General features: G+C 54.4%; 10 protein-coding genes. 3 read left to right on the forward strand and 7 right to left on the reverse strand.

Translation table 11 applies throughout. The features are described 5' to 3' along the window. Window positions 1-67: 67 nt before the first annotated feature. A complete protein-coding gene (locus AC5JPW_RS20130; RefSeq protein ID WP_494242871.1) occupies window positions 68-3349 on the reverse strand; it encodes a DUF5107 domain-containing protein in 3282 nt (1093 codons plus the stop codon). A 117-nt stretch (window positions 3350-3466) separates the two neighbouring features. On the opposite strand from AC5JPW_RS20130, the gene AC5JPW_RS20135 reads away from it, so the two are divergent. Further along, window positions 3467-4660, forward strand: a complete 1194-nt coding sequence (locus AC5JPW_RS20135; RefSeq protein ID WP_494242872.1) for an ROK family protein — start codon at window positions 3467-3469, stop codon at window positions 4658-4660. Here AC5JPW_RS20135 and rcnR read toward each other — a convergent pair. Next, entirely contained in the window at window positions 4657-4929 is a 273-nt protein-coding gene (gene rcnR / locus AC5JPW_RS20140; RefSeq protein WP_494242873.1) for a Ni(II)/Co(II)-binding transcriptional repressor RcnR, read from the reverse strand. The genes AC5JPW_RS20135 and rcnR overlap by 4 nt on opposite strands. 142 nt (window positions 4930-5071) lie before the next feature. On the opposite strand from rcnR, the gene AC5JPW_RS20145 reads away from it, so the two are divergent. Beyond that, the gene (locus AC5JPW_RS20145; protein ID WP_494242874.1) at window positions 5072-5944 is read left to right on the forward strand and encodes a nickel/cobalt efflux protein RcnA; all 873 of its coding nucleotides are present in this window, start codon (window positions 5072-5074) and stop codon (window positions 5942-5944) included. Window positions 5945-6451: 507 nt separating this feature from the next. Here the strand turns inward: AC5JPW_RS20145 and glyA are convergent. Beyond that, window positions 6452-7705 (reverse strand): serine hydroxymethyltransferase, encoded by a 1254-nt coding sequence (glyA, locus tag AC5JPW_RS20150; protein ID WP_494242875.1) that lies wholly within the window; start codon window positions 7703-7705, stop codon window positions 6452-6454. A 317-nt stretch (window positions 7706-8022) separates the two neighbouring features. On the opposite strand from glyA, the gene hmpA reads away from it, so the two are divergent. After that, window positions 8023-9204: an NO-inducible flavohemoprotein gene (hmpA, locus tag AC5JPW_RS20155; RefSeq protein WP_494242876.1), complete on the forward strand. Its 1182-nt coding sequence runs from the start codon at window positions 8023-8025 to the stop codon at window positions 9202-9204. A gap of 39 nt (window positions 9205-9243) precedes the next feature. On the opposite strand, the gene glnB is transcribed toward hmpA, so the two are convergent. From glnB to qseE, 4 genes are all read right to left on the reverse strand, one after another. Then, the gene (gene glnB, locus AC5JPW_RS20160) at window positions 9244-9582 is read right to left on the reverse strand and encodes a nitrogen regulatory protein P-II (RefSeq protein WP_002438074.1); all 339 of its coding nucleotides are present in this window, start codon (window positions 9580-9582) and stop codon (window positions 9244-9246) included. Window positions 9583-9656: 74 nt separating this feature from the next. After that, window positions 9657-10994 (reverse strand): two-component system response regulator GlrR, encoded by a 1338-nt coding sequence (glrR, locus tag AC5JPW_RS20165; RefSeq protein ID WP_494242877.1) that lies wholly within the window; start codon window positions 10992-10994, stop codon window positions 9657-9659. Then, complete coding sequence (gene qseG / locus AC5JPW_RS20170; protein WP_494242878.1) at window positions 10991-11725, reverse strand: two-component system QseEF-associated lipoprotein QseG; 735 nt, start codon at window positions 11723-11725, stop codon at window positions 10991-10993. The genes glrR and qseG overlap by 4 nt, the downstream gene beginning before the upstream one ends. Further along, window positions 11722-13158, reverse strand: a complete 1437-nt coding sequence (gene qseE / locus AC5JPW_RS20175; RefSeq protein ID WP_494242879.1) for a two component system sensor histidine kinase QseE/GlrK — start codon at window positions 13156-13158, stop codon at window positions 11722-11724. Before qseE ends, qseG begins: the two co-directional genes overlap by 4 nt. Between the last annotated feature and the right edge of the window lie 454 nt (window positions 13159-13612).

The raw sequence follows: 13612 nt of genomic DNA on the forward strand, positions 1-13612 counted from the left end.
TTTAAATATTTTATACATTTACCTGAGAGTGGCGGTCAGGCCGCTCTCAGATTTCAGTAAACAGGATTTAGTGAATAAGATGCAGCACGTAAGGCATAACTCGCTCAAAGAGCGCCGCTTTCGGCCAGGCCGGGTTAAGTTTTGCCAGTGCCGCGCTGGCCTGGTTCCATTGATGCTCATCCCCCATGCCCGCTGCCGCCAGGGCCTGGATGTACAGGCACTTCTCCTGATGCTGTTGCTGCAAGGAGCCGTACAGCGAGAGCAGATCCGGCTGCGAAACGGCAAAGAAATCCGCTTCCACCGGGGCGTGGGCCATATTGGCTGCCCACTGCGCCATGTTGGTAAACAGCGCGTCCGCAGCAGCGTTGTCGCCCAGCATGCGCAGTGCCATCCCCTGCCAGAAGAGATAATCCGCAGGTTGGTCGTTGTAGTAGCTATGAACGTTGAGTGTGCGATCGCCCTGGGTCGCTTTCTGCCAGGCAATCTGCGCCTGCGCCTCATCTCGTTGCAGTCGGGCACAGACCCCAAGCCAGAACCAGATGTCGTTGTCAGTTTGCCCTGGCAGACGCCCCTCACTGAGGTTTTCCGGGTAACGCAAAGCGGCAATCAGCAGCATTTCTGCGCGTGCAGGTTGATGGGCCTCAATGGCCTGCCACGCCTGCAATAGCTGGTTGAGAATAAACTGGCTGGTGACTTTCCCTTCGCCACCTTCCCAGGGGTGGAATTTACGGCTTACCAGCACGTCGGTGGCCTTCTCCGTTTGACCGCACAAGTGCCAGAGATTGAGCAACTCCGCCGTCATGTCATCACGTTTAAGCGCACATGGCAGGTTGGACTCCAGCCGTGTGAGTCGACTTTGCGGCGTGGCCCCCGTGAGTTTTGCCAGCAAATCACGTTCAAACAGCAAACGTGCATCGTCGGGTAATAAACGGCAGGCAGCGTCGAGATAACGGGCAGCGAGCGTTTCATCCTGCTGCTTGTTCCATGCGTAAATGGCGAGACCACGCCAGGCATCAGCCACGCTGTCGTCCATCGCCACGCACTGCTGCCAGAGCGCCACGGCTTTTTCATCGTTGCGTTTGCTGTAGTGGAAACAGGCCAGCAAATGACGGGCAAAAGCACTCTCCGGGATCGCATTTAACGCATCCACTTCATCCAGCGTATTGGGGAAGCGGACAAAGTGCGGGAAGACGTTAATAGCCCGGGCAATCAACGGCGCACGGTCGGCCTCAGGGAGCAGGCTCGCCTGTAGCAACAGTGGTAAGGTACGCTCACAAGCCAGTTCGTTCAGGACATTGATGGCTTCTGTTTTCATGCCCCAGCTCAGCAGTTGCCCGGCCGTAGTCAACGCATTGATATCGCGCCCGCCACAGAGGTCGCGCCAAGCGTTCAGCGCCTCATCACTGCCTTCGCTCTGCCATTGCAGCCACCACACCGTTGGGTTCAGCGGGTAGTCATGACGCAGCGTCTGTAAATTTGCCTTCGCCTTATTTGGATTACCGCTTAACTGCAGCAGGCGTACCTGCAGGCACAAAACGTCCTGATTAGTCGGGCAGGCTCGTAAGCTCTGGCGGCAAAACTCAATACCCTCGGCGTAGCGTTGTTCACGGGCCGCCAGACGCGCCAGTCCATAAAAGCCCGCCGCTTTGCTGTTACCACTCCAGGTCGCCCGCCAGAAATCCTCTTTTGCCTCCAGGAAATTCTGCTGGCGCTCAAAGGCGCTGGCACGCATAAAACTGGCCTGCCCGCACTGAGGATTCTTGTTCAGCCGGTGCGCACGCGCCAGTGCCTGAGTCGCATATTCGACGGCGCGAGGATAGTCAGCGCGGTTATATTCGAGGGTTGCCAGTGCCAGGTTGCAGCGATAATCAAGCGGATCGATCGCCACGCCACGGGTGTAATAATCAAATGCCGAACGGCTGGCGTGGTTGTACTGCTCCAGATGTTGACCAATAAACCAGGCTTCATCGGCAGAGGTAATGTTTTGTGCAGCGTCAGGGGCGGTCGCTACCTCCGGCAGAGGCAACTCACCAGGCTGGTGCTCTTCATACGCCAGAACGACGATGCCATTCGCATCCGTCAGCGTAAGCGTCAGTCGCGCAGGGAGAGCAACGTCAAGCTCGCCCTGTAGCACCGAGCACGGTGCCAGATTTACGCTTTCGTCCAGCAGCGACTTCAGATTGCCTGCCCCGGTGAGCGTTAAACGGTATCCTTCCAGTGAAGCAATGGCATACAGCCCCCACTCCACGCCATTTTCGTTGCGTTGCAGTTTTAACACCGCATCCCGGGAGGCGTTCTGTACCCTCCCCAGCGTGTGATACGGCAGGAAATACTGCACAAAGCGCTTCTCTTCATACGCATCAAGCCAGGTGAAATCAGGCTGGTTATCGGCAAATATCCCGGTCATCAGCTCAATGTAGGGGCCGTTGTTATCGGTAAGGCTACGATCCCAGGCCTGGCCAAATTCGCTATGCCCCCAGCTCCACTGTTTCTTGCCAGGTGCGATGTGATGATCGGCGACGTGCAGCAACCCGCCGTTTTCATCGTGCGACCAGGCGCCGACGAAATCGTAGGCTGATTTCTCTGCCATATACGAGGTCGGGACCGGCACGTTCTTGTAACGGGAAATATCAACTCCCGCCGAGTAATCAACTTTGTAATAGGTTCCGGTAGCGATGGGGAAAGCGGACACCGCACGTTTGCCGTGGTCAAACACCGCAGTCACATCAGGTGGGAAAACGCTTTGATGGTCATCGCCCCCTTTCACCGCCGGGTTTGCCCACCACAAAAAGTGGCGCGGCGTGGCGTTAGCGTTGTAAACGCGGCTGCCAATTTCCAGCGCAGCGCGATTTGGGCGCAGGGTGAAGCCGGTCATCACCTGTAGTCCGTGCATCGGCTCAGTTTCGCCGACCCACACCGTCTTGCTGCCATCGTCATGCTCTTCGAACGTGCAATCTACGGGCATATAGGTGGTCGGACGATGGTGCTGCGGCCAGTTAAACTCAATTCCCCCCGAGATCCAGGGGCCGAGCAGACCGACCAGCGCCGGTTTGATCACCTCATTGTGATAGACAAAGTCACGCTGCCTGACCTTATCAAATGCCTTCTGCACGCGCCCGCCCAACTCCGGGAGGATCATGATTTTCAGATAGTCATTTTCCAGCCAGACAGCCTGCCACGCTTTGTCTGTTTTGCTGTCGCTCAGCGTATCGGTCACGCCGTAGGGGTAGACCGCCCCCGTTGACCCTTGATAAACGCGGTTTTCAAGAAACATGGGGTGAACGTCCTGCGGACCGGTTTCGTAAGTAGGGATTAAGACGGTTTCACGCCAGACTTTTACGGGTTCCATATTGCCCTCTTAATTAACAAGACATACTAAAATGTGGATTTGTGGGCAGTCTGACAGACTAAGACAAGGCGTTTTCGCATAATAATCACGCAATACACTAAACAAGGTTTAGTAAAGATGAGCGTCTGCATTAACAACCAACAGATTCGCCGTATCAATAAATGCGTGGTGCTTGAGCACCTTTACCGAGAAAAGCGCGCGACCAAATCCACGCTGGCAAAGCTGGCGCAGCTCTCTATTCCCGCTATCAGCAATATTCTTGAGGAGCTGGCGGTAGAGCACCGCGTGTTGAATGTGATGGATGAGAAACCCACCCGCGGTCACAGCAGTGGGACCTGGCTGATTGCGCCGGAAGGTGACTGGACGCTGTGCATGAACATCACCCCAACCAGCATCGAATGCCAGCTCGCCAATGCCTGCATGAGTCCGAAGGGAGAGTACGAACGTCACACGTTGAATGCCCCCCACCCGCAGGCACTGTTAACTGCGATCGAGCAGTGCTGGCATCGCTACCGCAAAGCCTGGCCGGGGCGTACGCTCAACCTGGCGCTGGGGATTCATGGGCAGGTCGATCCAGTCACCGGCGTGTCGCAAAATATGCCGCAGGCCCCGTGGAGTGAACCGATTGAGCTGAAATATCTGCTGGAGGAGAAGCTGGGTGTACGCGTTCTGGTAGATAACGACTGTGTGATGCTGGCGCTAGCGGAGAAGTGGCAGAATCATGGCCAGTCGCGGGATTTCTGTGTCATCAACGTCGATTACGGGATTGGCTCTTCCTTCGTCATCAACGAACGAATTTACCGCGGAACGCTCTACGGCAGCGGGCAGATTGGTCACACCATCATCAACCCGGACGGCGTGGCATGCGATTGCGGGCGCTATGGCTGCCTTGAAACCGTTGCCTCATTAAGCGCGCTGAAAAAGCAGGCGCGGATCTGGCTGAAATCGCAGCCTGCGCCGATGCTGGATCCTGATACTCTCACCACCACCCAGTTGATTGCCGCATGGCAGGCAGGCGATCCGCGCATTACGGCGTGGGTGGAAAATGCCGCCAGCGCCATTGGCCTGAGTTTGTATAACTTCCTGAATATTTTGAATATCAACCAGATATGGCTTTATGGCCGCAGTTGCGCGTTTGGGGAAAGTTGGTTGAATACCCTTGTGCAGCAGACCGGGTTGAACCCGTTCGATCAGGGGGGCAATCCACGTATCAAAGCCACGCAGATTGAGATGGGCCGTCTCAGTCGTGCGCAGCAAATTATGGGAATTGGCTATTTATACGTCGAGGCGCTGCTCAATGAAATGCACTAACGGATGTAAGAGTCCAACACGCTGAGCACCACTTCGAGATCTTCCTCGCGCTTCACTTCATCGCTTTCGTGCACGATGTGATCGGTCAGGTGACCTTTGATCACCTCGCGCATCAGACCGTTTACCGCGCCACGAATGGCGGCAATCTGTTGTAAGACCTGAGCACACTCATGCGGTTCATCCAGCATCTTTTTCAGCGCCCCCACCTGTCCTTCAATCTTGCTGGCACGTGCTTTGAGCTTTCGTTTATCCCGGACGGTATGTGACATGCTGACCTCATTTCACGGATGCTGAGTGAACGTCAGAATATCATAGTTCAACTGGGGGGGAGTTTAATTCTACTGGGGGGTAGTATTTTTTACTGGGGGGGAGTAGATTGAAAAAAGATAAAAAATAGCGAGAATTATTCTCATGACTGATTTTGCAACACTCTTTCAGCAAGGAAATGCCTGGTTTTTCATCCCGAGTGCGATTCTGCTCGGTGCGCTGCACGGACTGGAACCGGGCCATTCGAAGACCATGATGGCGGCCTTTATCATTGCCATTAAGGGCACGGTAAAGCAGGCGGTAATGCTCGGCCTGGCCGCCACTCTTTCCCACACGGCAATCGTCTGGCTGATAGCACTGGGTGGGATGTACATCAGCCGCCAGTTCACCGCCGAATCCGTTGAGCCCTGGCTGCAGATGATCTCTGCGCTGATCATCCTCGGTACCGCAGCCTGGATGTTCTGGCGCACCTGGCAGGGTGAACGCCAGTGGCAGGCTGGCCATCATCACGGTTCACACCATGGTCACGCTCATCACTCCCATTCCCAACCGCAAGGGCTGGTATTGCAGCCGGTAAAAACCGTGGTTAGCCAGCAGCCGAAGATCCTCAAACTGCGTAAGCTCAGCAAAGAAGAGGAGTATCAGGATGCCCACGAGAAAGCACACGCGCGGGACATTGAACGGCGTTTTACCGGCACCGAAGTCACCAACGGGCAGATTCTGCTGTTTGGCCTGACGGGGGGACTGATCCCCTGCCCGGCAGCCATCACGGTGTTGCTGATCTGTATTCAGCTTAAAGCACTGACGCTGGGGGCGACCATGGTGGTCTGCTTTAGCATTGGTCTGGCATTGACGCTGGTTGCCGTGGGTGTCGGTGCGGCAGTCAGCGTGCAGCAGGCGGCAAAACGCTGGTCCGGCTTTAATACCCTTGCACGACGCGCCCCCTATTTCTCAAGCGTGTTGATTGTGTTGGTGGGAATTTACATGGGCATTCATGGGTATGCCGCGCTGAGATAAGTTTTTAGGACATTCCTGAAAACGCAGAATGTTCAGCTTACAGTCATATGTTGGTAGTGGAATCGGGGGATAACTCTGTCCTATAGTGAATGTTATCCACCACAACGGTTCAGCCGTTTTATGTCTCTTTCATGCTAAAACATTACCTGCAAACATTGAAAATGGGGTACGTAAAAGCCTTCGACTGCTACGGCAGGGATACTAAGCTTGAGTATCTGTATATCCTGTCATTTCAGCTGTGCTGGTTTGCGTTCTACTTGTGGATACCTTACACAAGCGACTACTCGTTAATTATCTTTTGCTTTTTTATCCTCCCCGTCGCTTCGAGCAATGCCCGCTGCATACGGTACTGCGGCTACTCCCGTGCCCTGTGCCTGCTCTGGTTTATCGCACCCTACGTGCTGTTCTTCCTGCCTTTCTTGCTGAGAAAAAGGGACATTCCGCAGCAAACGTTATAAAAAAAGCCCGCTAGATAAGCGGGCTTTTCAATTTCATCACGACTATCGCTTACGCGTAAACCGGGAAGCGGGCACAGATAGCCAGCACTTTCGCTTTGACGCTTTCGATAACAGCTTCATCGCTGATGTTATCAAGCACGTCACACATCCAGCCTGCCAGCTCTTTCACTTCAGCTTCTTTGAAGCCGCGACGGGTTACCGCCGGGGAACCGATACGGATACCGGACGTGACGAACGGGCTCTTAGGATCGTTCGGTACGCTGTTTTTGTTAACGGTGATGTTGGCACGACCCAGCGCTGCGTCAGCTTCTTTACCGGTCAGGTTCTTATCAACCAGATCCAGCAGGAACAGGTGGTTTTCAGTACCGCCGGAAACCACTTTGTAGCCACGGTTCAGGAACACTTCCACCATCGCTTTCGCGTTTTTAGCTACCTGCTGCTGGTAGACTTTGAACTCTGGCTCCATCGCTTCTTTCAGCGCCACGGCTTTTGCCGCGATCACGTGCATCAGCGGGCCGCCCTGCGCGCTTGGGAACACAGCGGAGTTCAGCTTTTTATACAGCTCTTCGTCGCCGCCCTTCGCGAGGATCAGACCACCGCGTGGACCCGCCAGGGTTTTGTGCGTTGTGGTGGTCACAACGTGAGCATGTGGAACCGGGTTCGGGTAAACGTCTGCCGCAATCAGACCGGCAACGTGCGCCATGTCAACGAACAGGTATGCACCGATGCTGTCTGCGATTTCGCGCATTTTTGCCCAGTCAACCACGCCAGAGTAAGCAGAGAAGCCACCGATGATCATTTTCGGTTTGTGCTCTTTGGCTTGCTTAGCCATGTCTTCGTAGTCAATTTTACCGGACTCATCAATGCCGTAAGGGATGATGTTGTACAGTTTGCCGGAGAAGTTTACCGGGGAACCGTGAGTCAGGTGGCCGCCTTGCGCCAGGTTCATACCCAGAACGGTATCGCCCGGTTGCAGCAGCGCAGTGTAGACCGCGAAGTTAGCCTGTGAGCCGGAGTGCGGCTGCACGTTCGCGTAATCAGCACCAAACAGTGCTTTTGCACGATCGATAGCCAGTTGCTCAACCACGTCAACGTATTCACAACCGCCGTAGTAACGCTTGCCTGGGTAACCTTCGGCATATTTGTTAGTCAGCTGAGAACCCTGAGCCTGCATTACACGCGGGCTGGTGTAGTTTTCGGAGGCGATCAGTTCAATGTGTTCTTCCTGACGTACTTTTTCTTGCTCCATAGCCTGCCATAAATCGGCATCATAATCGGCAATGTTCATTTCACGCTTTAACATCCGCTTCTCCTGCTCAGCTAACAATAAAACAGCTCTAAATTGAGGCCCGTTTTGGGGAACGGCCCACAGTATAACTGAATCAAATCTCGATAACAGGTCTTGACAAAGGTTTTTACGCAAACGATTGGCTACCCGTAATACAAGGGTTTGAGAGACAATAGACTTTACCTTTGCAACGGAATTCTTTTCACCTTTGTGATGCAAGATATTCACGTTCACCGGGCGGGGATATTGATAACCTTTTCTTTACAAGGGGCAGGTTCATTTTATAAGATGCATTTTAAATGCATGTTTTAGAAAATGATAAGGAAGCAATTATGCTCGACGCCCAAACCATCGCCACCGTGAAAGCCACCATTCCCCTGCTGCTGGAAACAGGTCCGAAACTGACCGCCCATTTTTATGATCGGATGTTTACGCATAACCCGGAGCTCAAAGATATTTTTAATATGAGCAATCAGCGTAACGGCGATCAACGTGAAGCGCTGTTCAACGCTATCGCCGCCTACGCCAGTAACCTGGATAACCTCGCCGCCCTGCTGCCTGCGGTGGAAAAAATTGCCCAGAAGCACACCAGCTTCCAGATAAAACCCGAGCAGTACAACATTGTGGGGCAACACCTGCTGGCAACCCTGGATGAGATGTTCAGTCCAGGCAATGAGGTGCTGGAAGCCTGGGGGAAAGCGTATGGCGTGCTGGCAGGCGTGTTTGTTCAACGCGAAGCGCAGCTGTATCAAGAGCACGCAGAGAAAACAGGCGGCTGGGAAGGCACCCGTGCGTTTCGTCTGGTGGCAAAAAAGCCGCAGAGTGCGCTTATCACCAGCTTTGAATTCGCCCCGGTAGACGGTGGCAAGGTTGCGGATTACCAGGCCGGGCAGTATCTCGGTATCTGGCTGAAACCCGAAGCCTTCGCGTATCAGGAAATTCGCCAGTACTCACTGACCCGTGCCGCTAACGGCGAGAGCTATCGTATCGCGGTAAAACGTGAAGACGGCGGGCAGGTTTCAACCTGGCTGCATCAGCATGCCCGCGAAGGGGATATTGTGCACCTCGCCGCCCCGGCGGGTGATTTCTTCCTCAATGTGCAAGCCACCACACCCGTTACGCTGATTTCCGCCGGTGTGGGTCAGACGCCAATGCTGGCGATGCTCGACACCCTTGCACAGGCAAAACATCAGGCGCAGGTGAACTGGTTCCACGCGGCAGAGAATGGCGCAGTGCATGCGTTTGCTGACGAAGTCACCGCACTGGGTGCAGCGCTGGCGCAGTTTACGTCCCACGTGTGGTATCGCGAACCGGCAGAAATGGATACGCAGTTTAATAGCCAGGGATTGATGGATTTGAGTCAGTTGGAGGGTGCATTCAGCAGCCCGGCAATGCAGTTTTATCTCTGCGGCCCGGTGCCGTTTATGCAGTTCGCCGCGAAGCAGTTAGTCGGTCTGGGGATTAACGCTGAGAACATTCATTACGAATGTTTTGGTCCGCACAAAGTGCTGTAAGGTAGGATGCCCCTCACCTTGCGGGCGAGGGGCAATAAATCAGATGGCCGCGTCATCTTCTTCGCCGGTACGGATACGTACCACGCGTGCGACATCAAAGACGAAAATCTTACCGTCACCAATTTTACCGGTCTGCGCAGTGCGGATAATGGTATCCACACAGGTATCGACGATATCGTCGGTCACCACGATTTCAATTTTCACTTTCGGCAGAAAATCCACCATGTATTCCGCGCCACGATAAAGCTCAGTGTGGCCTTTCTGACGACCAAAACCCTTCACTTCAGTTACCGTCATCCCGGTGATGCCGACTTCGGCCAGCGCTTCGCGCACGTCATCCAGTTTGAAAGGTTTAATAATCGCATCAATCTTTTTCATGGTGGGTCCTTTTACACGCTTGCCAGTTTTCGTCTTCGTAATCGGTTGCTCACACTATCATATCCCCTGGGCCATTACTCTTTAAAGTCGTTGGCATCCAGTTCATGACGTGACAGTAATTTGTAAAATTCCGTGCGGTTTCGCCCCGCCATTCTCGCCGCATGCGTGACGTTGCCTTTGGTGATTTGCAGCAGCTTGCGCAGGTAGTTGAGTTCAAACTGATTTCGCGCTTCCACAAAGGTCGGCAGGGCGGTGTTTTCGCCTTCCAGCGCTTGCTCCACCAGCGCATCGCTGATGACCGGTGACGAGGTGAGCGCCACGCACTGCTCAATAACGTTCACTAACTGGCGCACGTTGCCGGGCCAGCCTGCGGTCATCAGGCGTTTTAAGGCATCGGTCGAAAAGGCGCGTACAAACGGCTTGTGCCTGTCAGCCGACTGGCGCAAAAGATGGTTCGCCAGCAGGGGGATATCTTCCGCACGTTCGGCCAGTGCCGGGATCTTCAGATTCACCACGTTGAGGCGGTAAAAGAGATCTTCACGAAACTCCCCACGGGCCATCGCTTTGGGAAGGTCGCGGTGGGTTGCGGAGATGATACGCACGTTAATGTCGATATCACGATTGCTGCCCAGCGGACGCACTTTGCGCTCCTGCAGGACGCGCAGTAATTTCACCTGCAGCGGGTTGGGCATATCGCCGATTTCATCGAGGAACAACGTGCCGCCTTCCGCCGCCTGGAAGAGCCCTTCACGACTGCTGACTGCGCCGGTAAAGGCACCACGCGCATGGCCGAACAATTCGGACTCAAGTAACTGCTCCGGCAGCGCGCCGCAGTTAATAGCAATAAAGGCATTTTTACTGCGCGGGCTGGCGTTATGAATCGCCTGGGCAAGGATCTCTTTACCGGTGCCGCTCTGGCCGTTAATCAGCACGCTGACGTCAGACTGTGCCACCATTCGCGCTTGTTCCAGCAAACGCAACATAATCGGGCTGCGGGTAATAATGGTTTCACGCCATTGATCGTCAGAAACCGGAGCCGTGTGCTCCAGTGCGTCATCTATGGCCTTATACAGCGCATCTTTGTCGACCGGCTTGGTCAGGAAACTGAATACGCCTTGCTGCGTGGCGGCGACCGCATCGGGAATAGAGCCGTGCGCCGTCAGGATAATAACCGGCATACCGGGCTGAACGCGTTGGATCTCCGCGAACAACTGCATCCCGTCCATCTCATCCATGCGCAGATCGCTTATCACCAGATCGACCTTCTCACGTGCCAGGATCCGCAACCCTTCCTGACCACTTTCGGCGGTGACAATGCTGTAACCCTCGCTGGTCAGGCGCAGCCCAAGCAGCTTTAACAGGCCCGGATCGTCGTCCACCAACAAGAGATGGGCAGGTTTTCGGCTGGTCATGGTTTGGCTTCCTCGGGTTTAACGTCGGTCCTTGCCGGGCGCGCACTGTCCGGCAGATCGTTGCCACCCGGTTTACGAGTGGAAAGCCTGCGTTCAATGTCGGTCAGATTTTCCAGTTTGCGCGTCGTCGTTTCCAGTTGCTCACGTAAGAACTGCTGCTGCTGGCGCAGTGAGTCCAGCTCGGTGTCTGTCGATTGCTGAAGCTTCGCGTAACGACCGCGTTCTTCAGACAACTGCACCTGCATCAACTCGCCATCACGCCAGAGCTGGAAAAGCGGGCGGACAGGTGCAGGGATCTGCGGGCTGAGCACATCCAGACGAGCGGCATTCTCGCGGCGCTCTACCGGCGTAATTTTGGCACTCGACAGCAGGATGCCTCGTTTGAATGCATCCTGCCAGGTGTCATCTGCATGCATGCGGGCTTCAGCCCGGGCGGCCGCTGGGGCCAGACGACTGGCACAGTCCATGCTGCGCATCCAGAACAGAGGGTTAGTATCAAAAACCTGACCCGAGAGCGCCCAGATGTCGTCGCAGTCGGTCACTAAAAAATCGGCTAACTGATGTTCCGGCACCTGCTCTTCCAGCTGTTCCCGAACGGCATGTTCAGGCGCCTGTGAGACACAACCTGCCAGCAACAGGCAGGATACTGCGCGAAGCATTTTTTTAGGCAACAACACCGCGCCAGTCACGCGGGATAAAACGTGCGACATACTTACCTGATTTCGCTTCATTTAATGGATTTTTCCGGCGCATTAAGCGGTAACTCAATGCGAAAACAGACATCTGCGTGACTGACGGTCACCAGATGCAACTCACCCTGCATGCGACGAATGCAGTCTCTGGCAATACTCAAGCCCAGCCCACTGCCCTTCACCGCCCCTTTTCGTTGATGGCTACCCTGAAAGAAGGGTTCGAAAATCATGCCGCGTTCCGCTTCCGGGATTGGCGTCCCGGTGTTTGACACCTCAATGCGCAGTCGCGAGCTGGCAAGGTAACTGTGGATATAAATGTTACCGGATTCAGCACCATAGTGCACCGCGTTCGAATAAAGATTATCCAGCACGCTCATCAGCAGCATCGGTTCGGCAATGCAGCTGGTTGCATCCAGGGTCACCTCGGTATGCATCATTTTAGCTCGCGCGGGCAAACTGTGAGCGGAGATGACCATCTCCAGCAGCGGCTCAATCTCTACCGGTTCGAGTTCGACGACGCTGTCCGCCAGTTTGCGGTTGTAATCAAGAAGCTGCTCAATCAGCTTTTGCAGATTACGGCTGCTGTCATCGAGGATCTCCACCACCTCTTTTTGTTCCGGCGTGAGCGGCCCAACAACCTGGTCAGCCAACAGTTCGGTGCCCTCTCGCATACTGGCAAGCGGCGTTTTTAATTCGTGAGAGAGATGACGCAAGAATTGATGGCGCTGGGATTCCAGCCATGAGAGACGTTCGCTGAGCCAGATAATACGCTCACCCACATAGCGAAGTTCGCGTGGCCCTTTAAAGATAACCGTGTGACCAAGTGAACGCCCCTCACCAAGCCGGTTGATCATTCGCTCAATGCCTTTAACGGGGCCGATAATCATGCGAGTAAACAGCAACACCATTGCCAGACTGACCATAAAGAGCACCAGCGCCTGCCAGCCGAAGAATTGCCCGCGTTCGGCAATATCCTGCTGTAACTGCTGCCCACGGGAGAAGACCACCTGGCGGGTGGATTGCACCATCTCGGTATTGGCCGCAGCAAAAGCCTCCAGGCTCGCTGACGCCTCAGGCGCCGGGCTGCTGTTTTTGCACTGGAGCTGGGCAAGCTCACTCAGGTCCTGGCGCAACGCCTGGTAGAGTTTGTCATCCGGAAGGACACCCGCATGGGCATCGAGCATTTCATTGTAACGTTTGAGCTGGCTTTGATAGACGCGCTGTAAGGTGTGATCGTCGAGGACACAGTACTGGCGGTAGCTGCGTTCCATCTCCAGCGCGGTGCTGGTCATGGCTTCACTGCGGCGGGCATCAATCAGGGTGGTGCGATTGGTCAATGCAGCCTGAGCGCTCAGGGCATTAAGACTTTGCCAGGCTTGCCACGCCAGCACCAGCAAGGGTAACAGAATTAACAGGAACGCCATCATGACGACCTGACGCAGGGATCGGGGGAAAATGGGCCAGCGTTTCACCGCACTACTCTCGTAAAAACAGGTTAACAGGATGCTAGCTGAGTAACGCGCTGCGGGGAAGTCAGAAACAACAAAGCCGGGTATAAACCCGGCTTTGTTATGAAATTAGGCGGTGCCTAACTCGACGTTTCGCCCGGGGTCTGAAAAAGCGAACTTTTATCAGCAGTTGGACGGCAGGCACCTTAAGTGCATCATTCGAAGTTTATGTAGCGCGTCCCGAAGGGGCTGACATAAGAGGGTGAATGAGCCACTGCTTAATATTATGCAACAGCCGTGCCAAAACGCAAAATTATTTATTAAAGCAATGATATTCAGGCATTTAACCAATAAACCGTGATGTATAGCGGGTGAATGATTTCCAGGCTAACTGTCGCTGATTAGCAACACCCTTTGCTCACCATAACAATAATCATATAAATCAATAAGTTAAGTGTCTCCATTTGGAGACACTATA

The organism is Phytobacter sp. (genome assembly GCF_059074235.1).

Coding starts and splice junctions, on each gene's coding strand:
- rcnR (WP_494242873.1), bottom strand. CDS start 4,929: ATGTCACATACCGTCCGGGATAAACGAAAGCTCAAAGCACGTGCCAGC.
- AC5JPW_RS20145 (WP_494242874.1), top strand. CDS start 5,072: ATGACTGATTTTGCAACACTCTTTCAGCAAGGAAATGCCTGGTTTTTC.
- glnB (WP_002438074.1), bottom strand. CDS start 9,582: ATGAAAAAGATTGATGCGATTATTAAACCTTTCAAACTGGATGACGTG.
- AC5JPW_RS20135 (WP_494242872.1), top strand. CDS start 3,467: ATGAGCGTCTGCATTAACAACCAACAGATTCGCCGTATCAATAAATGC.
- AC5JPW_RS20130 (WP_494242871.1), bottom strand. CDS start 3,349: ATGGAACCCGTAAAAGTCTGGCGTGAAACCGTCTTAATCCCTACTTAC.
- qseG (WP_494242878.1), bottom strand. CDS start 11,725: ATGAAGCGAAATCAGGTAAGTATGTCGCACGTTTTATCCCGCGTGACT.
- glyA (WP_494242875.1), bottom strand. CDS start 7,705: ATGTTAAAGCGTGAAATGAACATTGCCGATTATGATGCCGATTTATGG.
- hmpA (WP_494242876.1), top strand. CDS start 8,023: ATGCTCGACGCCCAAACCATCGCCACCGTGAAAGCCACCATTCCCCTG.
- glrR (WP_494242877.1), bottom strand. CDS start 10,994: ATGACCAGCCGAAAACCTGCCCATCTCTTGTTGGTGGACGACGATCCG.